At 43.6% G+C, this 22170-nt stretch carries 18 protein-coding genes; 8 read left to right on the forward strand and 10 right to left on the reverse strand.

Going from position 1 to position 22170, the window contains the following annotated elements:
- The first annotated feature begins 322 nt into the window (after positions 1-322).
- The 6 genes from ACRD7A_RS16825 to ahcY all read left to right on the forward strand — a co-directional run bounded on the left by ACRD7A_RS16825 (position 323) and on the right by ahcY (position 10759).
- Positions 323-3787, forward strand: coding sequence for a PPi-type phosphoenolpyruvate carboxykinase family protein (locus ACRD7A_RS16825; protein WP_430812533.1), 3465 nt, complete (start codon positions 323-325; stop codon positions 3785-3787).
- A gap of 175 nt (positions 3788-3962) precedes the next feature.
- Positions 3963-5765 carry a methyl-accepting chemotaxis protein gene (locus ACRD7A_RS16830; RefSeq protein ID WP_430812532.1) on the forward strand — a complete coding sequence of 601 codons (1803 nt, stop codon included), beginning with the start codon at positions 3963-3965 and terminating at the stop codon, positions 5763-5765.
- A 79-nt stretch (positions 5766-5844) separates the two neighbouring features.
- Complete coding sequence (locus tag ACRD7A_RS16835) at positions 5845-6894, forward strand: TRM11 family SAM-dependent methyltransferase (protein ID WP_430812531.1); 1050 nt, start codon at positions 5845-5847, stop codon at positions 6892-6894.
- A gap of 184 nt (positions 6895-7078) precedes the next feature.
- A complete protein-coding gene (locus ACRD7A_RS16840; protein WP_430812530.1) occupies positions 7079-7801 on the forward strand; it encodes an SIMPL domain-containing protein in 723 nt (240 codons plus the stop codon).
- Between the two features lie 443 nt (positions 7802-8244).
- Positions 8245-9090, forward strand: a complete 846-nt coding sequence (locus tag ACRD7A_RS16845) for a lysophospholipid acyltransferase family protein (RefSeq protein ID WP_430817960.1) — start codon at positions 8245-8247, stop codon at positions 9088-9090.
- Positions 9091-9355: 265 nt separating this feature from the next.
- The gene (gene ahcY / locus ACRD7A_RS16850) at positions 9356-10759 is read left to right on the forward strand and encodes an adenosylhomocysteinase (protein WP_430812528.1); all 1404 of its coding nucleotides are present in this window, start codon (positions 9356-9358) and stop codon (positions 10757-10759) included.
- A gap of 144 nt (positions 10760-10903) precedes the next feature.
- Here the strand turns inward: ahcY and ACRD7A_RS16855 are convergent, their stop codons facing one another.
- Together ACRD7A_RS16855 and ACRD7A_RS16860 are read right to left on the reverse strand one after the other, a co-directional pair.
- Positions 10904-11626, reverse strand: coding sequence for a 2-C-methyl-D-erythritol 4-phosphate cytidylyltransferase (locus ACRD7A_RS16855; protein ID WP_430812527.1), 723 nt, complete (start codon positions 11624-11626; stop codon positions 10904-10906).
- A 160-nt stretch (positions 11627-11786) separates the two neighbouring features.
- Entirely contained in the window at positions 11787-12494 is a 708-nt protein-coding gene (locus ACRD7A_RS16860; protein ID WP_430812526.1) for a Crp/Fnr family transcriptional regulator, read from the reverse strand.
- Between the two features lie 112 nt (positions 12495-12606).
- Here ACRD7A_RS16860 and ACRD7A_RS16865 point away from each other — a divergent pair, with 112 nt between their 5' ends.
- Positions 12607-13023 (forward strand): OsmC family protein, encoded by a 417-nt coding sequence (locus tag ACRD7A_RS16865; protein ID WP_430812525.1) that lies wholly within the window; start codon positions 12607-12609, stop codon positions 13021-13023.
- 106 nt (positions 13024-13129) lie between these two features.
- On the opposite strand, the gene pheS is transcribed toward ACRD7A_RS16865, so the two are convergent.
- The 5 genes from pheS to ACRD7A_RS16890 all read right to left on the reverse strand — a co-directional run bounded on the left by pheS (position 13130) and on the right by ACRD7A_RS16890 (position 17665).
- A complete protein-coding gene (pheS, locus tag ACRD7A_RS16870; protein WP_430812524.1) occupies positions 13130-14152 on the reverse strand; it encodes a phenylalanine--tRNA ligase subunit alpha in 1023 nt (340 codons plus the stop codon).
- Positions 14153-14278: 126 nt separating this feature from the next.
- A complete protein-coding gene (locus tag ACRD7A_RS16875; protein WP_430812523.1) occupies positions 14279-15553 on the reverse strand; it encodes a peptidylprolyl isomerase in 1275 nt (424 codons plus the stop codon).
- Positions 15554-15584: 31 nt separating this feature from the next.
- Positions 15585-16388 (reverse strand): peptidylprolyl isomerase, encoded by an 804-nt coding sequence (locus ACRD7A_RS16880; RefSeq protein ID WP_430812522.1) that lies wholly within the window; start codon positions 16386-16388, stop codon positions 15585-15587.
- 88 nt (positions 16389-16476) lie between these two features.
- Positions 16477-17292 carry a peptidylprolyl isomerase gene (locus tag ACRD7A_RS16885; RefSeq protein WP_430812521.1) on the reverse strand — a complete coding sequence of 272 codons (816 nt, stop codon included), beginning with the start codon at positions 17290-17292 and terminating at the stop codon, positions 16477-16479.
- Between the two features lie 28 nt (positions 17293-17320).
- Positions 17321-17665 carry a hypothetical protein gene (locus ACRD7A_RS16890; protein ID WP_430817959.1) on the reverse strand — a complete coding sequence of 115 codons (345 nt, stop codon included), beginning with the start codon at positions 17663-17665 and terminating at the stop codon, positions 17321-17323.
- Positions 17666-17862: 197 nt separating this feature from the next.
- Between ACRD7A_RS16890 and ACRD7A_RS16895 the strand changes: the two genes are divergently transcribed.
- Positions 17863-18888 (forward strand): DUF4097 family beta strand repeat-containing protein, encoded by a 1026-nt coding sequence (locus ACRD7A_RS16895; protein ID WP_430812519.1) that lies wholly within the window; start codon positions 17863-17865, stop codon positions 18886-18888.
- A 79-nt stretch (positions 18889-18967) separates the two neighbouring features.
- Here the strand turns inward: ACRD7A_RS16895 and arsC are convergent, their stop codons facing one another.
- The 3 genes from arsC to ACRD7A_RS16910 all read right to left on the reverse strand — a co-directional run bounded on the left by arsC (position 18968) and on the right by ACRD7A_RS16910 (position 22137).
- A complete protein-coding gene (gene arsC / locus ACRD7A_RS16900; protein ID WP_430812518.1) occupies positions 18968-19309 on the reverse strand; it encodes an arsenate reductase (glutaredoxin) in 342 nt (113 codons plus the stop codon).
- Between the two features lie 132 nt (positions 19310-19441).
- Positions 19442-20540, reverse strand: a protein-coding gene (gene prfB, locus ACRD7A_RS16905; RefSeq protein WP_430812517.1) for a peptide chain release factor 2 whose coding sequence is annotated in 2 segments (ribosomal slippage) — positions 19442-20476 and positions 20478-20540 — 1098 coding nt in all. Because the reading frame shifts where the segments join, the coding sequence is not laid out codon by codon here.
- A gap of 139 nt (positions 20541-20679) precedes the next feature.
- Positions 20680-22137, reverse strand: a complete 1458-nt coding sequence (locus ACRD7A_RS16910) for a trypsin-like peptidase domain-containing protein (RefSeq protein WP_430812516.1) — start codon at positions 22135-22137, stop codon at positions 20680-20682.
- Positions 22138-22170: the final 33 nt, after the last annotated feature.

A 22170-nucleotide genomic window follows, 5' to 3' on the forward strand; every position in this document is an offset into this window, starting at 1 on the left:
TTCTTTTATTTTGGCGGTATCCATGGCATTTTCTCATTAAGTTACAAAATTAAAACGCTATTGTAAACTACAGCCTTTTATTTCTGTAACTTTCTGCATATTCCTTAATTAATCTCAGTTTGCTTATGGTGATTAGATTCTTGATCATCCTTGGCTGTATTTATGTTGGTGGGTAGTATTATGTTCTTTAGTGCTTTGTGATTGAAATAATTTAGGATTATTAACACTCAAAAACTAACAAAATGTTATTAAGTGGTCGTCTAATTAGTTAAATTTGTGACTCATTCATAACTTAAAAACGCGTACCAAAATGAAAGATGATATGCAAAAAAAGCAGAAACCTAGTAAGAAGGATCGCAAGGATATGATACAGTACATCAACCTGCAACTGGCTGCCATTGGTCAGCCCTTGTACCACGATGCCTGTGATGCCGATACAAAATACTCCAATTCTAAATTCCTTTCATTAACAGAAGGGTTAATCAATAGTTTCAAAGAAAAATCACGCTTATTATCCGATCATTTGTCACCGGTGGATACGCGTATTCAAAATTTCTTGAACAACTACCTGAAAGACGTGGACCTGGATGAGTCGTCGTATCGTCTGCCTGGTAAATCTTTTGTACTTAATCAGAAAGGCCTTGCCCGCGAGGTGAGCCTGCCGCCTGATGCTAATTCCTTCAAAAGTGAGTTGATTAGTTCGTATCGTTTGCGCCAGGGTATTTTAAATAACCCCGTTAATGATAAGCGTACTACTAAAGGTACTTTCCACATTGTTGAGGGAGGATTGCCTGTGCCCCTCGATAAAAAGGAGGTACCCAAAATTGCTTTTGCACACATGCTTAAGGCTGCCCTTCATCCATCCGATGAGATGAATATTCTGCCTTTTACTTCGACACAGCCTGAGAAGGCCAAGACCATGGTGTCTTTGTTGCAGCGTCCGGTGGTGTGTCCCGAGGTACCGGGTGTGATGTCGGAAAAGAGTATGGAGATTCGTTTCTTCGCACCGGGTTCCCTGGTAAGTAACCTCGATTTTGTTGAAAATATTTTTGGCAACGCCGGCGATCATAATCTGGCTGAAAACGATGCAGCGCTTGATATCGAGCACTGGAGTGGTACTACAGGATGTATTATTCTGGCGCCGCAAATCACTAAGCTAAAGAAAAAGGATATTGGACTGCCCCACTACGATGATGCCACCGAGCGCCAGCGTAACGACGGCATGTGCTGGAAAGATGAAAACGAGTTGTACAACGATGGCGGTGCCTTTAAAATAACCTGTCGTAACGACAGCGGTGTTGTTGTTACCCTCATTGGTGATAACTACTTTGGTTATTCGAAGAAGGAAATTAAGACACAGATCAGCTATGCTGCCAACATGATTGGTTTGGTGGAAGAGGAGCATGCCGGAGGTGCTATTGCCTACCCACGTGGTATTATGAGTGATAGTGTGTACGGTAAAATCTTCTCGTCAAAGTTAAAAGATACCTATACTTTTGATGAAGCCATGCAACTGTTGGGCGATCGTGTAACTGTTCACCCTGAAGGTTATGCTGTGGATAATAAGTTCACCAATATTGTTTATATCCAGGAGCATGCCGATATCGATATTGATAAAAGTAAAGTAGTGTGGACCATGGATGGTCAGGTGCAGTCCTTGAAGCTGTCGCCCGAGAAAATATACATCCACCCATCGGGTCATAAGTTTCAGCTGGCCAAACACCCTACCCAACCCATGTGGCGCATTGTTAATACCCAGCCAGAGGGGGTTTTCTGTCATAAGCCATGTACAGTTTCCGGAGGCGGTAAGTCCGAGATTTCTAAGTCGATGCAAAATGCCATTCAATATGGTAACTTTAATATCGTGAATCTGGAAGAGGACTTTAAGGCGGCCGATGAGATTATCAACTATGATTTCTCAAATCGCTGGAAAAAAGTGCGTCCCGATGCGGAGCCTTCACGTCCTTTCCTGAGTCCCCTGCGTACCCTGGGTTCTGCCGTTAAGCTGTTAACGCCATCCGACCAGTATAGCGATGAGTATAATAAATTCCTAAATACCATTCCTTCACACATCCGTTCACTGGTATTGTTTATCAAGCGTTTGTATCGCAATGAGAGTGAAAAGGGTAACTGGAAAGATTACATGTCAGTTGAGTTTATCAACGGACGCCAGGGAACCGCCTTGCAGTATAAAAACAATATGGTAACTGGTAGCTATGTGCGTATTGGATTTAACGCCGATGGTAACTGGTTACTTCATAAGCTGCGTTCTGACTTTGTGCCCAGTCAGAAGATACAGATGGAAGATGATATTTCGGCTTCTATTGTGCTGCCGGCAAGTCAGTTGAGTAACCTTAATCCGGAATATAAAAACAAGAGTTTCAAGGTAGTTACCAACTGTGAGAGTCACTTGTTCCAACGTCCTGATGAAGCCATTATCAGGGGTTATGACAAAGATGCCGAGCGTGACATAGTTACGGACGGTACTTTCTTAACCAATTACGAGCCTTTGACCAAGCAGGATGCCATTGAGCTGTATGAGGATGCCATCAATTTTGACAAATACACGCAACCCGTTAAGGACTTTATTAAAAAGGTGAAGGACAGCGATAAGCATGAGTATTTTGTGGTGCCTTCTCATCCGCGTATTGTCGAGGGTGGTCCAACCAAAAACCCACGTTATCTGGAGCGTAATATTTTTAAAGATGATATTATCGATAACTATCTGGGTGAACTGGGTGTGCGTTTGTATCGTAAGATTAAGTCGGATGAGCCGGTGATTGATGTGGTGAATGCCGTATTGCCCGGCCGTCGTAATAATCCGGTGGATAAGGTGAATAAGATACGTCCGCTGGCCGTGTATAACCCCATCCATTATCAGGAACTGCCTGAGTTATTTATGGATTTCATTTGTAGCTTAACGGGTAAATCACCTTCAACAACAGGAGCCGGTACCGAAGGGGCTTTGACCAAAGGGCCTTTTAATATGTTGGCGCCAACCTCTGATTTGAATAATGCACTACTATCCTATATACTCACCGAGTATCAGGGTTTTAGCTCAGCCGCGGGTTATGTAGGTAATTGTCGATTCGATCATGATATTTCTATTCTTATTCCTGAGATATGGGCGCGTTTGGTGCCGGAAGATCGCGATCCTAAATTACTAATTGAGAATGGCTCACTCGAAAAACTGGAGGATTTTGAGTACCAGGGACAGAAAGTTTTGGCCAGTCGTCTGGGATACCGTATCACCGAGAATTTTGCTTTCCGCTGTATGAACCGACTTTTCGATGAGCCCCTTGCAGTGTTCAACGAAGAGATGTTGAAGCCTGAATTGCAGGGTATGGAGGATTTTGTTGATGGTATTAACAATATTGTTGAAGCACAGCAAAAAGTAGCCTTGCGTTATTTTGAGGATGGCAGCATTGACGCCGCTATACCTCCATTGAAGATTCTGCTGCATATCATGGCTTACGGACACTACGAAGGTAAGGATATCAGCGATCCGGAACTGCGTAAGTATTTCGATCGCGATTATGTGATTAACAGCGACTGGTATAAGGCGCGTCTAGCGCTTAAACAAGAGAAAGAGGTGAGCTTCCGCAAAAAGCAAATTGCCTATCTCGAAGCCTTTGTATCTAAACCAGAAAACCGTGAGATTAAGGTGGATCTGGATATAGATGGGCGTCTGGTCAAGGCCAAAGAGATGCTGGCTTATGCCGATTCAGATCAATATCTGAAAGACCTGGAAGGTACCATTGGTGCCGATCTGATCTATCGAGGATAAGTACATATCATTATTTCAATACACAAACAGAGAAGGAGGTCGCCATGCGGTGACCTCTTTTTTTATATTTCACACTGACAATTAACGATTACTTAATATTGAACTTAGCGCAGCCGTGCTGCACGACCCTATCTTTGTTGCAACTGTTGGGGATCAAACCAAATAACTTAACATCATGCAACGAGGAACAATGCGTTTTCGCTTTACTTTGCTCATCCTTATACTCATTATAACTTTCAGTGGAATTGGTTTATACAGGCACTTTGCGCTGAAAAGTATAAAGCGGAATAACAACATTGAAAATTATATTTACGAGCTGGAGTCATTACTGCTTCAGATGCGCACTAATGAAAAGGACTTTCTGTCGCTCGCGGTTCGCGATCCCAAATTTTATACATCGCATGAAAGTAAATATGTCAGCTTACTAAATGACAACATGAAAGCTGCGCAAAATATTTGTACTGACTTATTAAACAGCCCATTTATTCGAAAGAATAAAATGGGATTGATGGTTGATTCCATCAATCAGTCTTTAACTAATTACCATTCGATATTCTACCAAATTAAAAACAATGTACTTCAAAAAGGCTTCAAAGATTATGGTATGATTGGCCAAATGCGTCAGGCTATTCATGAAATTGAATCAACCCTTAAGCGCTTTAACGATGACCACCTGATGGTATTTATGTTGATGAGCCGACGGCATGAGAAAGACTTTTTATTGCGTCATGACCTCAAGTATCGGGGTAAATTTCTGGATAATCTCGAAAAATTCAGATTAGCGATCACTAAATCGAAGCACCGACCCGAGTCAAAAGAAGAAATGTTGGTATTGCTCGATAACTATGAAAAAACATTCATTAATGTTGTTGACAAGCAAACGGATTTGGGATTAAACGAAAAAAGTGGATTACTGGGAGAGCTCAGATACGAAGTGAACACAGTAGAGCCTATAATTGAGCGCTCTAAAACCCTGCTTATTAATTCCCTTGCAGCTAGTAACCGTGTTATTAACTATTGGATAATCCTTTTTATACTGGTTGGCGCCATTCTCGTCATTGCTTTTAGTATTTATATTCTTCGGGGTGTTCATCAAATGTTGGGAGCTGAACCCTACCAGGTGGCAGAAATCGCCCGGCAGGTGGTCAATGGTAATCTGGATATTGACCCGGACATAAGAGAAAATCCCAAAGGCGTGTTATATACTTTTGTGATAATGGTCGACACACTTCAGTCCTTAGTGCAAGAAATATCCGCAGTGGTTGCGCAGCTTAATAAAACCAGCACTGCATTAGATACTACCTCAAGCGAGCTGGCACAGGGTGCTTTAACCCAAGCATCCTCATTTGAAGAAATCGCTACATCGATGGAAGAAATAAATTGCAACGCGCAACAAAACTCTTTTAACTCGCAGAATACTTTTAAATCGTCCAAAGAGGCCAGTGTTGAGCTTGAAAGGGTAAAAAGTAAAGCGGGTGATTCATTTAAAACCGTTAGAATGATTAGCGAGAAAGTACGTGTCATAACAGATATTGCCAATCAAACCAATATACTTGCGCTTAATGCATCGGTGGAAGCATCGCGTGCCGGAGCCCACGGAAGGGGCTTTGCTGTGGTTGCCCAGGAAGTGAAAAAGCTGGCAGAGAATACCCGTGATGCAGCACAGCAGATTACTGCAATGGCACATGAAAGTCTTGAAGTTTCAACCTTAACAAGCGATAGCCTGTTTAAACTAATACCTACCGTGAAGCAAAATACGTCGTTGATTGAAGAAATTTCTGCCTCCAGTAACGAGCAGTCTAATGGTATCAATCAAGTTACTACAAGCCTTCAGGAAGTGAACCATATAACACAGCAAAATGCGGCTGCCTCTGAACGTATGAGGTACACTGTTAGTGAATTGAATGAGCAATCATTAAAGCTTAAAAATGTACTGGGTCATTTCAAAATAAGGAGTGGTAAGGAATTCTATAATTGATTGTATTTTATAGCTCGATACTTTGTGTGGCCGTTCGCCTCACTCATAACTACTGACTATTTATCCCTATCTTTGTCTTATGATGAAGTATTTGATATTGCAGAATCCGGGTCATAACCGGGTGTATTATAAGGAAGCCGCCGGCCTTGCGGTTGCCGAGCTGAGCCTGGCGGCGAAAAGATTAAGTGTGGGATGTCAGAAGATTGATTTTGAAGACGTATGCGGTGTGCGTTATATTACCATTACCCTCGATGATGAGTTGAGTACTGCCGATATCGCTATTCTCTCCCGGCTGTCTTTTACTTTCGCCATCTTTAATCAGTTTGGCCTGCATGCCGATGACGGCCTGGCTCCTATCGCCATGATGCGCGATAAGTACATCGATGATAAGATTAGTACCATTCAACGATATGCCGGTAAAACCAATGAGTTATTTACCAAAATGATGGTGAATGTGGCTCTGCTGGCGAGTGATTTCAACTATGATGAATCCATCAATCTGCTGGATCCTGTTGCGGGTAGAGGAACAACACTGAATGAGGCCACGGTTTATGGGTTCAATGCTTTTGGTATTGAGATTGAGGCCAAATCGGTGCACGAGAATCAAATATTTTTCAAAAAGTATTTGCAGAACGAGCGCTACAAATTTCTGGCAGATAAACGTATGGTGCATGGAAAAGCTAAGGGAGATGCTATCTATATGCACACCTTCGAGTATGCCGCCAATAAAGAGTTGTTTAAGGATAAGGCGGAGCGTAAACGCCTTGGTCTTGTTTGCGGTAATGCTCAAAATGCAGATAAATACTTCAAAAAGAACTGCTTTAATATCATTGTGGGCGATCTGCCTTATGGCATCGCACATGGCAATGCAGGCGCCAATAAAAGCACAGGAGGTACCCGTAATCCTTCTGAATTAATACAGTCGTGTCTCCCGGCATGGAAAACCGTGTTGAAAAAAGGAGGCACCATTGTGTTGGCCTGGAATAGTTTTGTGGCTCCCAAAAATAAATTGGCCGATTTGTTTGTAAAGGAAGGTTTTAAAGTGTTGAATAAGGCGCCCTATGATAACTTTGAACATCAGGTTGATAAGGCGATTAAACGCGATATTATTGTGGCTAAAAAGTGTTAGTAATAGTATTTTGACTGATACAGCCTCTCTTCCTTATGTGTAATAGTTTAACTTATGGCATAATATTAGAGGAGAAGGTCAGAAGGCATTGGCTTAGTCATTCACCCTGCAGTTGATAGAAAGCCAGCTGCAATACTAAAGCCAATGTGATCGCAGAAAGCAGTGTTAATTAAAATTACTTATTATGAGAAGAATAGTAACTCTCAGTCTTGTATTATTATTAGGCGCCAATTTTTTAATGGCCCAAACAAATAATAAGCTGCGCGTTGAAGGAACAGCGAAGATTAAAGCTGTGCCCGAAGATATCATCGTGTCGGTAGATTTAACAGTAAAAGATAGTTTGTATCAGGTGTGTTTTAACCGGGCTATGGAATCTTTGCAACATCTTAAGACCATTTTTAAGAAGAATGGTATCGATCCGGAGTTTGTTAAATCAAAGCATATAAGAGTAAATGAAAACTTTGAGTGGCATAAGAATGAAAGGGTGAAAACAGGTTACATAGCCCATCTGGCATTGGAAGTAAAAAACACCTTTACGCAAAAGTTTTCAGCATCCTTGCTAAAGAGTCTTGATCGTGATGATCTGAATGTTAATTATCGCATAGCCTTTGCTTTTAGTGATGAGCAGAAAGATCGTCTACAGCAGAAGGTAATCGCCCTGGCCGTGGCAGATGCTCAGCAAAAAGCAGAAACCATTGCACAGGCTGCCAATGTTAAGATCATGAAAGTGGCCGCCATCCATTATGGCAATCCGGGTAACACGCCTCAACCGCTTTTTTACAAGGCCGATCAGGAAAGCGATAGAATGGTGAGCAGCGGCGCGCGAAATTTTGCCGGTGTTGAATTAAACCCCAAAGAGCAAGAGTTGCGCGAGACCATTGTGATGGAATGGCTCTTTGGGAATTAGTAAAATTTTCGATTTCTAAGGAAGGTGCAACTCACCTATAGATAGCTTACCCCCGGCCTTTGCTTTTAGAGCAAGAGCCGGGACACTATCATAAGTGTTTGGAAAATAAATTTGGCTCATTGCCAAAGAATTGAGGCAGGAAGAATAATTCTTGGTAATATTCCATTTTTAGCCTTTTTAAATGTCAATTTAGCTTGCTAGCATGTCTATTGAGATAGATGATCAAAGAAGGGCGCTGTTTCAATGATTTTCATCATGATAAAGAAAAAGAGCCTGTTAGTAGCAACATTTCACAGCACTTTGCGTAACACGGCAAAGACAAAAAACAACTGCCATTACTACAACTGTATGAATTATTGAAGCCTTAGTGAAAGGTTTGAGTGGTTTGTTGTGAGTTATTAACCGCATGAAAGAACATTACTTTGAAAACAAGAATTTTATCGTTGCAGCTGCCAAATTTTAAATTTGCGCCATTTTATTTTTTATCGGCACTCCCCTTCATCATTTTGTACCGGATGTCAGATATTCTTTCTTTTCTGCTATTTCGTGTATTTAAGTATCGCCGCAGTGTGGTGGCACAAAATCTGAACAACTCGTTCAAAGAAAAAAACACCTATTCCATCGCCAAAGATTATTATCGTCATATTTGCGATATTATGGTTGAGACGGTTAAAGGGCTTACCATATCACCTAAAAAGATTACCTCAAAAATATCCTTGGCCAATCCGGCTCTACTGGATGACTTGCATAAGCAGGGAAAAAATGTGATTGTATATGCCGCGCATCAGGGTAACTGGGAGTGGTTACTAGTGCTGCCCTTACTTACGCGCTATAAGGTACATGCTATTTATCAGCCGCTTAGTAATGCTTATTTCGATAAGCTGCTCAAAACCATACGCTCTCGTTTTGGCGTACATTGCATACCCTCCGATAAGGCACATCGATACATTGCACAGTCTAAAAACAGCGAAAGGCCCGAGCTATTCGTTCTCATTGGCGATCAGTGCCCGCGTGTGAAGAGTACTTTCTACTGGACGCAATTTTTAAATCAGGAAACGGCATTTTACTCAGGTAGTGCCCGTCTGGCCCTTAAGTTTGATCAAACTATCCTGTATTCTTTTATCGAAAAGAAAAAGCGGGGAAAATACTGCATTAACCTGCATCCCATCGAAGAAACTACTGTGGAGGCCATCTCCGAGAGCTACTCGAAGCATCTTGAAAAAAGTATTGAACAGTCGCCTTCCACCTGGTTGTGGAGTCACCGCCGTTGGAAGCTAAAGCGGCAGTAAGGGTTCTGCGCATTATTATGGCAGGGCGATTTATATTAATTCCTTTCAGGATTATTGTATTAAAAACCACGAATGGGGTTTCACTTAAATAGCTCTGGATGATATCCGGGGCATATCAAAACCGTGTTTTTGAATTCTGAAGGGATTCAATCCTTAGATTTGTTTGCCCTGCGAGTAGCGATTGGCAATCAGCTTTTTCTAACATTTTTTACTACTTTTGTAGTCATTTTTGATTATGACAACATTAAAAAAATAAATAACTGTTATGGCAGATTACAAAGTGGCTGACCTGAGCCTGGCTGATTACGGAAGAAAAGAGATTGAAATAGCGGAAAAGGAAATGCCCGGATTAATGGCCATTCGGGCTAAGTATGGTGATGAGAAACCTTTAAAAGGAGCTCGCGTAATGGGTTCATTACACATGACCATTCAAACGGCAGTGCTTATTGAGACCCTCGTTGAGCTGGGTGCCGATGTGCGTTGGTGTAGTTGTAATATATACAGCACACAGGATCATGCTGCTGCTGCTATTGCTGCCGCCGGTGTACCTGTTTTTGCCTGGAAAGGTGAAAGCCTGGAAGAATATTGGTGGTGTACCGAAAAAGCACTGAATTATGGTGATGGCTTGGGGCCGCATATGATTGTTGATGATGGTGGTGATGCCACCCTGATGATTCATAAAGGAGTAGAGGCGTTGAGTAATCCAGCTATTCTGGAGGCTGACTACAGTGGCGAAGGGGAAGACTTCCGTGAGCTGATGGCCTTGGTGAAGCGCACTTTCAATGAAGACCCGCAACGTTGGAAAAACGTAGCTGATGGCATTAAAGGGGTGAGTGAGGAAACCACCACCGGTGTGCATCGTTTATACCAGATGATGGAACGTGGTGAGTTGTTATTCCCGGCCATTAATGTGAATGACTCAGTTACTAAATCGAAGTTTGATAACCTGTATGGCTGTCGCGAAAGCCTGGCGGATGGTATTAAGCGTGGCACCGATGTGATGGTGGCCGGAAAAACCGTTTTGGTGTGTGGTTATGGCGATGTGGGTAAAGGTTGTGCGCAGAGTATGCGTGGTTTTGGTGCTCGTGTGCTTGTTACCGAGATTGATCCGATTTGTGCCCTACAAGCGGCCATGGAAGGTTATGAGGTAACCACTGTTGAAGAGGCCTTACCTGAAGTGAATATTGTGGTGACCACAACCGGTAACAAGGATGTGATTACGGTTGATCATATGGCCGCCATGAAAGATCAGACCATTGTTTGTAACATTGGCCATTTCGATAATGAAATACAGGTTGAGAAGCTGGAGAAATATCCCGGTATCGAAGAAATTAACATCAAGCCACAGGTGGATAAGTTCCGTTTTCCTGATGGACACAGTATCATCCTCTTGTCGCGCGGTCGCTTGGTGAACCTGGGTAATGCTACTGGTCACCCAAGCTTTGTAATGAGCAACTCATTTACTAACCAGACGCTGGCGCAGATTGAGATATGGAAAAACAATTATGAAGTGGGCGTTTACACGCTTCCTAAGCATCTTGATGAAGAGGTAGCACGTTTGCACCTGGCGCAATTGGGCGTTAAACTAACCCGCTTAACGGACGAGCAGGCGGCCTATATCGGTATCAGTCCTGATGGACCATATAAGCCTGAGCACTATCGCTATTAATTAGTGATATTAAGAAATATATAAAGGCCGTCTCATGCGAGATGGCCTTTTATTTTACAATCATCGCCTATCCAAAGTTTCGAATTTTGAATAAGTTTTCCTTTAATGGTGGCTGATTACTTTTGTGTTCGTTTCTACCTAATTTTATGAGTCTGTTGTATCAGGAAGCGTTTCATCATCGGACTCCTCGCATCGATTAAAACCTGCCTGAATAAAGGTTTCGGCTAATACCAAATCGAAGGGTGTGGTTATTTTAATGTTCTCGCGGTTACCGGCTACCAGATGAATGGTTTTTCCGTAGGCTTCCACCACCGAGGCATCATCGGTAAACAGAGGAGTGTAGGTTTGTTCGTAGGCCGGCATAAGAGAGTCGGAATGAAAGACCTGCGGTGTTTGTACTAACTTGATCGTAGAGCGATCCAGCGCTTTGCTCTTTCCTCCTTTTATTTGTCGTATCGATTCAAAGGCATCGAGCACCGGGATGGCATTGCCCAACGCTTTTGCATGATGGTAACAGCGTCTTAGAGTATCGGGTGATACAAATGGCCGTACTCCATCGTGAATGCCGATTAAGGCCGGCGTTTGTACAAGAGCCAGACCATTTTTTACACTTTCGAAGCGGGTTGCACCACCTTGCGTAATCGCATGTGGAATGGTAAACTGATGCTTTTGACAAAGTTCCTGCCAATAGCGAATCTGGTCTTCCGGAAGTACTAATATCAGTTGTAATTGTTTATCAAATAGATGAAAAGCACTTATGGTGTGCATTAATACAGGCAGCCCCTTTATTTCCAGAAATTGCTTGGGAATGGAGCTTCCCATGCGTGTGCCGCTGCCACCGGCAACAATAATAGCGTAGTTTGTCATGCGTCCATTGGGTCAATCGTTTTTTTACTTTTCTCCCTGCTTCAAATTTAAGCCGCCTTTGTTAATAACACAAGCTTTATACGTTATTGCCACACTTGATAAGCAAAACGCCCGCGTTGAAGTTAACGCAGGCGCTTGTATGATCTTTGGGTGATGATGTTTAGATATACACATTACCAATTTTAATGAGCTTAGGTATGTTAATAAGCTTAATCTTGCGTCCGTTCAGTTCAATTAGCTTATCGGATTTAAACTCCGACAGAAGTCTTATAACCGATTCAGTTGCCGTACCTACCATATTGGCCAGCTCCTCCCGCGTTAGCGAAATCTGAAGGGTGCTGTCTTCGTCCAGATCAAAGGTATCCATCAGCAGCAGTAGTACTTCTGCCAAGCGTTCGCGCACGGTTTTTTGAGCAATATCGGTCAAAAACTTATTGGATTCACCCAGTTCACGACAAGTCAGTTTCATTAATGACATGGCAAACTCAGGGTTTACTTTTATTAGGCTGGTAACTACGTCAGCCGGCAAGTAACACAGCACAGCATCGTTTACCACTTTGGCTGTAGTACATGCCAATTCATCACTTACTACTGATCGGAAACCGATTAAATCGCCGTCTTTGGCAAAGCGTATAATCTGCTCTTTACCATCAAAACCTGTTTTGTATATTTTCAAAATTCCCTTAATCACGATGTAGGCTCCGTTTATTCGGCTACCTTCGTGATACAGGATGTTACCACGTTTGTGGAGGGTGCAGCTCATCGACTGCGTTAACATGTCCAACTGTTCTTCGGTTAAACCGCTAAAAATTTCGTATGAAAGTAAATCTACATCATCGCTGAAAGGGACACTTTGAATATTTTTCATAACTTGACTAACAACTGAATGAATAAAAAAGTGATAAATGTCATCATTTGAAAACAAAGATATAAAAAGGCATGGCATTTACATTATTTAAAACATCTAAATATATTGATATATGAAAACATCAACATCGATTAAATGGACAGGAAACATGTCGTGGGAGACCGAATTATTTGGTCATAAACTTACATTAGATGCCGGAACAGATAACGGCGGCGAGGACAAAGGGCCACGACCCAAAGTGCTTATGTTAACAGCTCTTGCAGGTTGTACGGGTATGGATGTGGTCTCTATTCTTAAAAAGATGCGTGTAGAAGTAGAAGATATTCAAATTATTGTAGAGGGTGATCTAACCGAAGAACATCCTAAGTACTATAAGAGCATGCATGTGATTTATGAGTTTAAAGGAAAAAATCTGCCCATGGATAAACTGGAAAAGGCTGTTAGTTTATCGGAAGAAAAGTACTGCGGTGTTTCGGCTTTGTATAAAATGGCCATACCTGTTACCACCGAAATTAAGGTGATTGACTAGTTTAAAAAATGTTTTAAAACATCAAATTTATTAAAGAGATCAAGACTTTTTAACAAACAAAAAACCCCGCCTGCATCAGACGGGGTTTTCTTATTCATCCATATTATTATTGTCCTGCCGACCTGAACTGGTCAAGGAAGCGTTTATCATTTTCAAAGAACAGGCGGATATCCTTAATCTGATACTTAAGCATGGTTATACGCTCGATACCCATACCAAAGGCAAAACCAGTGTACTCATTACTGTCGATGCCACTGGCTTCGAGTACGGCCGGATCTACCATGCCGCAGCCTAGTATTTCAACCCATCCGGTGTATTTACATACATTACAGCCCTTGCCACCACACAGCGAGCAGGAAATATCCATTTCGGCCGAAGGCTCAGTAAATGGGAAGTAGGAAGGGCGAAGACGTATTTTGGTGTCCGCTCCGAATAATTCTTTGGAGAAATATAATAGTGTTTGTTTTAAGTCGGCAAAAGATACATTCTTATCAATATATAGCCCTTCTACCTGATGAAAGATACAGTGGGCACGTGCCGAGATGGCTTCGTTACGAAATACGCGTCCCGGGAAGATAGCCCGAATAGGAGGCTGTTGCTTTTCCATTACACGAACCTGTACCGACGAGGTGTGCGTACGCAGCAACACATCGGGGTTGGTGGCAATAAAAAAAGTATCCTGCATATCGCGTGCCGGGTGTTCGGGCGGAAAGTTCAACGCTTCAAATACGTGGTGATCATCCTCAATTTCCGGCCCATCGGCTACGGTGAAGCCCAGACGAGCAAAAATATCTACAATCTCATTCTTAACGATGGAAAGGGGGTGGCGGCTACCCAGTGCAAAGGAGGTGCCCGGTAGTGTTAAGTCGTTGCCATCTTCGCCTTGTCCTGCAGAAGCAAAACCTTCCTTGAGGGTATTGATCTTATCCATGGCCTGTGTTTTCAATACATTCAACACCTTGCCTACTTCGCGCTTCTGCTCGTTGGGAATGGTTTTAAACTCATCAAATAGCTGAGAAACCAAACCTTTTTTACTTAAATATTTAATTCGCAACTGTTCGGCCTCTTCAGCCGATGAAGCTGCAAGGCCTTTAATTTCTTCAACTAATTGATTGATTCTATCTAGCATGGTAGTTTAATTACTTTAATATAGCGACTTGCAAAATTAATAAAACCATTGGGATGAGTGGTGATTATTAGGCTTCTTTTTTGATAGGTGTTGCACTGCGACACACAGCAGAAGTGAACCCCACTTCTATTTCTTTATTATTTCAATGGTTTCAATGCGTATCTCTTCTACAGGTCGATCTATGGCGTAGGTCTTTACAGCTGCGATACGATCCACTACCTTCATGCCCTTCGTTACCCATCCAAATACGGTATAGTCGCCATCCAGATAGGGCGCCCCACCGATGGTGGTGTAGGCTTGTCGCTGTTTCGCTGTGTAAGTGATTCCTTTCTCTTCCTCTAAATCATCGAGCTCGGCATTGCTGAATAAACGACCGGAAATGATATAGAACTGAGAGCCATCGCTGCGGTTGTGTTTATTTCGGTCCTTGGGCAGTTTGGAGGCCGCTATCATGCCTCGCTTATGAAACAGATCGGGCTGTATATTCATCTTTAGGGTGTAGCCCGGCCCCTGCCAGCCTACCACATCGTCTTTTTTGGCATATTTAGTGTCGGCAGCACCGGTTTGAATGAGAAAGTCTTTGATCACACGATGTACCAGCAGGCTATCATAGTATTGATCACTCACCAGCTTAATGAAATTATCGCGATAGGCCGGTGTCTTGTCCGACAGGGCGATTTCAATATTGCCCATATTGGTGATAATGCGGAATCCTTTCACGCGGGTATGCGATATATACACCTTGTTGCTTTTGTTGCGCAGCTCGTATATGGATGTGGGGCTGAGTGACGGATTATCCAGCAAAGGCTGTATGCATTGGGGTTCCAGTATGCGTTGTCCCGCATCGGTGTTCTGTACGATGCCGGCCAGGCGGTGATTTTTGGCAAACACAGGTTTGCCGGCTTTGAAATTGCCACTGTAAGGACTGTAGGCAATGCTGTCGTTGCTTACTACCGGGTTTTTAAGCTCCTCATCTACATATAACTGGCGATTTTTGCGAAAAAGCTGATAGATGGAGTCAGTAGCGCCGGCCGCTTCATCGAGGTGCAGGTAATTGAGGTTACGTCGGTTCACTTTTAGCAAGGCCATATCCAGGTTTAGATCGTATGCCACAAAGCCCTGCACGGTAGTAAAATCCTGAAGGCCCATGGGGGATGCTTTTACTTTATAAGCACCCTTGAGGTAGCTCAGATTAGTCACCACTAGACGAGGTGCCACATAAAAGCCATAGCCATCATCGAGGCGGCGCGTATAATGATCGTAGGTGCGCAAGCTGACAATGCCTTTTACATTCTGTTGATACGATCCTTTAAAAGTATCGTTGGCACTCTGCTGGTTGCTTGTATGCTTGCACGACAAAAGCCCAGCCATTAAGAGTATGGTAATAAATATCTTATGCATAGGATGGTTTTTATCCGATGTAGTTTGTCATTTATTGTGTAACAATACTCACCTTTATCTTCACATCAGTGCGGGGTCGATTATTCTTATCAACAGGCAGCGCCGCAATTTTATTCACTACGCTAAGACCTTCAACTACCTCGCCAAACACGGTGTAGTCGCCATCCAGTTCAGGGGTTCCCCCCACTTGTGTATAGATTTTACGCTGGTCATCGGTGAATTCAATTTTATCGGAGATGCTATAATGAAAATTGATCTTATCCTTGATCTCGCGCAATAGCTTATTAAACCCTTTGGGATCTTCTTTCTTAAGGCGGGCAAGCTCCTCCTTATGCGGCAGGTAATATTGTTTTTTTAGCTCTATTTTAATGGGGTTGTTGGTGGCTTTTTCTATGTTATCCAGTTCTTCATCGGTATATTTTCGGCCTTGCACAATATAAAATTGGGAGATATCCGACATCTTAAAATGGTTGACTTCTTCGGGTTGGCGTGGAGCGCAGAGGGCACCTCTTTGATGAAAACAATTATCGTGGTATTCAGCATCGATATTGATGGCTTTCCCATAGCCGATGGCGCGCCCCGGAGCTGCGTTGCGCGAGTCGGAGGAGCCGCCTTGTATTACAAAACCTTTCACTACACGATAAAAGAGCGTACCATCGAAATGCTGCTGCCCTACCAGCTTTAGAAACTCATCGCGATGATTGGGTGTTTCATTATAAAGCTTCACCTTCATGGTACCCATATTGGTGCTAATGTTGACATAGTACACCGGCTCCTGTGCCCTGGCACTAATTAGCAGAAACAGGCTAAGTACGGTCGTTATTATTTGTCGCATAAAAATGATAGTTAGATGCTGCAAGATAAAAAAAAAGAATCCGGTAACAGAAATGACTGCTACCGGATGTCTGACTGTATTTATTAATTTAGTTCAGTACGCTTACCTTTAGGATGTAAACATCTTCTACAGGTCTGTCATCGGGATTGGTGGCTACTGTAGCAATGGAATCAATCACCGACAGGCCTTCCACCACCTCGCCAAAAACAGTGTAGTTATCATCCAGGTGAGGAACGCCACCCAGGGTGCGGTAAACCTGTTTTACATTCTCCGGAATGGTCTGTGTAGGCGTCTCTGCCAGCGCTTTTTCCACTTCCTCCTCAATCATCACACGCATATTCATAAATGCCTCCTGATTGCCGGCTTGCTGAATGCTTTGTAGGGTGTCTTTGTAGTTTTCCAGTGTCTGGTAGAATAGCTGCTGCCGCTTCATGCTTTCGTAGCGCTTTTCAATGGCCGCAAATCCCTCATCGTTATACGTTTTCCCCTGTACTATGTAGAACTGCGATCCTGATGATTTCTTCTCGGGATTGACCTTATCACCCGTGCGAGCCGCGGCTAGAGCTCCTTTCTTATGAAAGAGCGCCGGGTAGTTGATCTCGGCGGGTACTTGATAGCCCGGGCCTCCATTGCCCAGTTGCGCGCCGGCTGCCGCACCTTTCGAATCGGGGTCGCCACCCTGTATCATAAATTCGTTGATAACGCGGTGAAACAAAAGTGAATCGTAGTAGCCCGATTGGGCCAGCTTCACAAAGTTGTCACGATGTTGTGGCGTTTCATCATACAGCTTAATTTTCATATTGCCTTTTGATGTTTCCATCATCAGCATAACCCCCTCCTGGGGTTTTTGGCTGCAGGCTGCGAATAGCATCACAGACAAGGTCAGTGCAAGTAGTTGCTTCATATTGTTATTGTTAATTATCGAGCTTTAATCAGGCAAACTCAACATCCTTGAAATACTCAATCAATCCTTTTTTAATCAGTTGGTTTTGATAAGAGGGCATCATGGATTTGAGACGCGGTGAAGCTTCAAAGATAGGAAAGCCTTCGGCATCGATGCCCGTCTCTTTGATGTAGCCCTGACGCACAAGAATGCGGCAGCGTGCTACGTTAATTAAATCCATCTTTTCTGTCTTAGAATATTCGCGGAAGCCCCAGCCCATTTCCTGAATGCCTAACACAAAAAGGATAAACTCATATTCGGCACTTACCTTAAAGTGCTTGCTGATTTTTAGGATGAGGGCATCCCAGGCCAATTCAAATTCCTCTGCTTTCATTTGCTCCATGTTTCAAAATTAATCAAACGCTTCTAATGCGCAATATTTTAGGTTTCTAAGAAGCCAAACAGCTGCCCGCATAAAATGTTGACTTTTATTCTATTTGTTGTAACTTCTTGTGCTTTAGCGGCGTCCTATTGAGCGGGACGTGAAGAGTCCCATCGCATGACATCTATTAACCCAATAAATAATACGCTATGAAGAAAAAAATGAAGATATTAAGTGCAGCAATGGCATTTATTGCCCTTGTGTTTTCCGCCGGTATAGAAGCACAGGAGGTCATCGATCAGGTAGATGAGACTTTTACAAATATTAGTGCAGTTGAAATTGAAGGCTCGTTTTGTGCTGTTGATATTATGGGAAGTTCCGATAGGGAGGTACAATTAAGTGGCGAAATAAGTGGGCCGTCTAAGTATGATGTTAAGATACGACATCATATTATGGGGGGTACCCTGCGCGTGTGGATCGACCGACCCAATTCGTTGCGCAACGTTAAAGGAAAACTGAGCCTGTATGTGCCTAAAAAAACTAACATTGAGGTGGATAACTCAAGCGGAAGCATTAGTGTGAAAGATATTGTAGGAGCAATGGTGAAGCTAGAGGCCTCAAGTGGCAGCATTAAAGCCGTTAATATTAACTCTGATATTAGCGCTGAGGCTTCTTCGGGTAGTATATCACTTTCTGAAATATCGGGGGATGCAAGGGCCGCTACTACCTCGGGTGGGCAACGCCACGAAGCCATTGGGGGTAGCCTGAAGGTCAAATCTTCATCGGGCAGCATCAAGGTGTCGGAAGTAGAGGGAGAAACCGATATTACAAGTACTTCCGGTAGTCAGTCAATACATTCCATTGGATCAAGCCTGTACACTCAGGCCTCATCTGGGAGTATCAAAATTAGTGAGGTAAGGGGTGACGTAAGGGGTACAACATCATCGGGCGGGATGAGTCTAAGTAATGTTACGGGTGCGCTCAACCTTGCATCAACCAGTGGAAGTCAGCGCGGATCTACTATTAAACTGACCGGTAATTCCACGTTTAAATCATCATCGGGTAGTATATCAATGGACTTAAGTAATGATAAACAAGAGCTAAGCTTTGCCCTGAAAGCCTCGTCGGGTAGTTTAAATGCCAAAGGCAGCAGCGGGCGTAAAAAGCTGATAATCGATGGCGGGCCCATTAAAGTAACAGGTACCAGCAGCTCAGGCAGTCAGTCATACCGCTAGGGGCATGTTATTATACCTTACGGTTCATTCCCTGCTATTTTAGGGCAGGGAATAAACCGTAAGGTTATTCCTTGTGCTCTTAAAGAATGCTTTCTATCAGCTCTGTAGGGCGCCCTATAACGGCCTTATTGCCATTCACAACAATGGGGCGTTCGATGAGTTGAGGATATTCAAGCATGGCCAGTATCCACTCTTCTTCCGATAGTTCTTTATCGGCAAATTCTGTTTTATAAACCTCTTCGTTCTTGCGGATAAGATCGTGGGCGCTAATACCCAGTTTATCGATCACACTCTCCAGTTCATCCGGAGTTAAAGGATCATCGAGGTATTTCAGTATTTCAAACTCCACCCCTTTCTCTTCCAACAGGGTTACGCCGGCCCGGCTTTTCGAGCAGCGTGGGTTATGCAATATTGTAATCATATTGTTTAGTTTTTAGTAGTGGGTTTCGAAAGTTTTCTATTCATTAAGCGTTTACGGAACGGTTTTTCATAAGTGCCTTATGATGGAGAACCGTTCCATACGACCGATTGAATGCGCTACTGACTTTCTTACTTAGTAAACTTCCTGGGCACCAAATTCCATGAGATAGGCCTTGATAAAGCCATCAATGTCGCCATCCATTACCGCCTGTACATTCGATGTTTCATAGTTGGTACGCACATCTTTCACCAGCTTGTAGGGCTGCATCACATAAGAGCGAATTTGTGAGCCCCACTCTATTTTTTTCTTTTGTGACTCAACTTTGTTCTGCTCTTCCAACTTCTTGCGAAGCTCAATCTCATACAATTGTGACTTTAACAGACGCATGGCATTTTCTTTGTTACCCAGCTGTGAGCGCGATTCTGTGTTTTCAATCACGATGCCCGAGGGTGCATGACGCAGTCGTACCCCTGTCTCAACCTTATTGACGTTCTGCCCTCCGGCACCCCCCGAACGGAAAGTTTCCCAGGCTATGTCACTTGGGTTGATCTCCACATCGATGGTATCGTCAATTAAAGGTATCACAAACACTGAGGTAAATGAGGTCATGCGCTTATTGGCTGCATTAAAGGGCGACAGCCGCACCAGACGATGCACACCGTTTTCGCTCTTTAGATAACCATAAGCATAATCACCCTCAAATTGCAGGCTCACCGTTTTGATGCCCGCATCGTCGCCCGGCTGGTAATTTACTTCTTTTACCTTGTAGCCATGGGCTTCACCCCAGCGAATATACATTCGCATCAGCATCTCTGCCCAGTCCTGACTCTCGGTACCGCCGGCACCTGCATTGATTTTCAATACGGCACCCATCTTATCTTCTTCGCGGCGCAGCATGTTTTTCAGCTCCAGCTTTTCAATCAGTTCTTTACACAACTCATATTGCTGATCCACATCATCGGCATCGGCTTCACCGGCCTTTTGAAATTCAAAAAGTACCTGTAAGTCCTCTACTGCGGCTGCGGCCTCTTCATAATCGCCTACCCAGCTTTTGAGCTCACGTAATTTCTTCATCTGCTGCTCGGCTTTTTGAGCGTCATCCCAGAAATCGGGTGCCTGTGAGCGCAGCTCTTCTTCTTCTATCTCAACCTTTTTACGATCGATGTCAAAGATACCTCCTTAACGCTAACTCGCGTCCTGCTAAATCTTTAAGTATTTCTTGTGTTATCATTATATAAAATTAAGATTGTAAAGGTACTAATTGTTACAATAGTTTATGGCGCGTATTGGGTAGTATTTAATGAGAGTAATGAAGATAAGAGTCGTGAGAAATGAGATATGAGTAACGGGTAGTGAGTGTTTTTGCTCTGCTATTGGTCATACACATTGCGCTTCACATCTTTGCAGTAGCGCGCCATGTACTTATAGGCATCGTAATTGCCCAGTTGGCCGGCTTTATTCCAGTCGTTGCAGGCCTGTTGATGCAACCCTATGTTGTAGTTGGCCACTCCACGACTGAACCACGCGTGTACATCCTTAATGTCGCGCTCTATGGCCTGGTCAAAATCACTGATGGCCAGTAAATAATCCTGATTTGAAAAATACACAGACCCCCGGATGGAATAGATGCCGGGTAGGTCGGGTTCCAGGTAGATGCTCTTATTAATATCCAATAGGGTGGTTGCCTGATCGTTAGAGTGTTGCAGTCGAAGGCGAGCCCGTTCATAATAGGCCTGTGCCAGCAGTGAATCTGCCTCTATGGCCCTGCTGTACCAGGCAAAAGCAGTGCGTACATCTTTGCTGCGTGCATAGTTAAGCGCAGCCAGCTGACTGATGGCGGGTGCAAAGTCCTTTTTATAATCGAGGCACCGGGTAAAGTTGGTACGTGCCTCTTCGTCTTTTTTATGTGTTAGCGCAAATGTGGCCTTAAAGAAATATTGCAAAAAGCCGGTGGGATTCAGTTCATGGCATATATTCAGGTCGGCACGGCTGCCTACCAGGTTCTGATAATGAAAACGTGCATAAGCACGCAGGCAGTAGGCCTCATCATCCTCGGGGTGTTTTTTCAGGTGTCTGCTAAGTTTCTTGGCTGCCTCAATGGGTTCATTACTGATGATGTAAAGGAGTGCCTCGCTCATCATTGGGTTAAACAGGGTGTATAATGGATCGGTGGTATATGTTTGACTCACCGGCTTGTTGATAGTTACCCAGTTGGTATCGTTTAGCAGGTAACTGTTGTAGAGTATCTTGTGTTTCCCGTCTTTCGATACGTTGACAATGCCACACAAACGTCCGTGTCTGTTGATGGCGGGTGCTCCTGCCGAATGGGTGTGATAGCTGCCATCGACTATACCGCAGCGGCTTAAGAAAGGGAAGTAGGCGAGGTCGTGGACGGGGCGCAGTGTTATGCCGTCTTCTGTTTCCAGCGGGTGGGTAAAGAAAAGTAGCTCCTCGTGTTGTCGGAATGATTGACGTGCTGGCAGTAAAAAGCTGAAAGTTTTTTGTCGGGCCTGTTTCACCTTAATAAGGGCGAGGTTGCTTTTGGGGTGCAGGGCAATGATGCGATCCACACCAAAGGTGCGACCACTACGCATGGTAATCACAGCGGAGTCAGCACGCTCAAATATATGACCCATGGTAATGGCCAGTCCATCGGCACTGATGAAAAAGCCCGAGGCCTTGGCAAGCTTTGTGCGCCCGCCCGTGTAAGTGCGCGCTTCAAAAACGGCTTTTTCGGTGCGGTTGATGACCTCCATCAGCGACTGACTATGCAGGGAAAATGGAAATAGCAGAAAAAGAAGGATCCCGTATAGTTTATTATAAATCATGGTTGATTGGCTTAGTTACTTCAAAAATAACAA

The organism is Carboxylicivirga longa (assembly GCF_050589825.1).
Taxonomy (GTDB): Bacteria; Bacteroidota; Bacteroidia; order Bacteroidales; family Marinilabiliaceae; genus Carboxylicivirga; species Carboxylicivirga longa.

Excerpts from the sequence above, each read along its gene's own strand:
- ACRD7A_RS16855 (WP_430812527.1), bottom strand. The coding sequence starts at position 11,626 with ATGACAAACTACGCTATTATTGTTGCCGGTGGCAGCGGCACACGCATG.
- ACRD7A_RS16840 (WP_430812530.1), top strand. The coding sequence starts at position 7,079 with ATGAGAAGAATAGTAACTCTCAGTCTTGTATTATTATTAGGCGCCAAT.
- ACRD7A_RS16890 (WP_430817959.1), bottom strand. The coding sequence starts at position 17,665 with ATGAAAGCAGAGGAATTTGAATTGGCCTGGGATGCCCTCATCCTAAAA.
- ACRD7A_RS16910 (WP_430812516.1), bottom strand. The coding sequence starts at position 22,137 with ATGATTTATAATAAACTATACGGGATCCTTCTTTTTCTGCTATTTCCA.
- ACRD7A_RS16875 (WP_430812523.1), bottom strand. The coding sequence starts at position 15,553 with ATGCATAAGATATTTATTACCATACTCTTAATGGCTGGGCTTTTGTCG.
- ACRD7A_RS16835 (WP_430812531.1), top strand. The coding sequence starts at position 5,845 with ATGATGAAGTATTTGATATTGCAGAATCCGGGTCATAACCGGGTGTAT.
- ahcY (WP_430812528.1), top strand. The coding sequence starts at position 9,356 with ATGGCAGATTACAAAGTGGCTGACCTGAGCCTGGCTGATTACGGAAGA.
- arsC (WP_430812518.1), bottom strand. The coding sequence starts at position 19,309 with ATGATTACAATATTGCATAACCCACGCTGCTCGAAAAGCCGGGCCGGC.
- ACRD7A_RS16895 (WP_430812519.1), top strand. The coding sequence starts at position 17,863 with ATGAAGAAAAAAATGAAGATATTAAGTGCAGCAATGGCATTTATTGCC.
- ACRD7A_RS16885 (WP_430812521.1), bottom strand. The coding sequence starts at position 17,292 with ATGAAGCAACTACTTGCACTGACCTTGTCTGTGATGCTATTCGCAGCC.
- ACRD7A_RS16880 (WP_430812522.1), bottom strand. The coding sequence starts at position 16,388 with ATGCGACAAATAATAACGACCGTACTTAGCCTGTTTCTGCTAATTAGT.
- ACRD7A_RS16860 (WP_430812526.1), bottom strand. The coding sequence starts at position 12,494 with ATGAAAAATATTCAAAGTGTCCCTTTCAGCGATGATGTAGATTTACTT.
- ACRD7A_RS16830 (WP_430812532.1), top strand. The coding sequence starts at position 3,963 with ATGCAACGAGGAACAATGCGTTTTCGCTTTACTTTGCTCATCCTTATA.
- ACRD7A_RS16865 (WP_430812525.1), top strand. The coding sequence starts at position 12,607 with ATGAAAACATCAACATCGATTAAATGGACAGGAAACATGTCGTGGGAG.
- ACRD7A_RS16825 (WP_430812533.1), top strand. The coding sequence starts at position 323 with ATGCAAAAAAAGCAGAAACCTAGTAAGAAGGATCGCAAGGATATGATA.
- pheS (WP_430812524.1), bottom strand. The coding sequence starts at position 14,152 with ATGCTAGATAGAATCAATCAATTAGTTGAAGAAATTAAAGGCCTTGCA.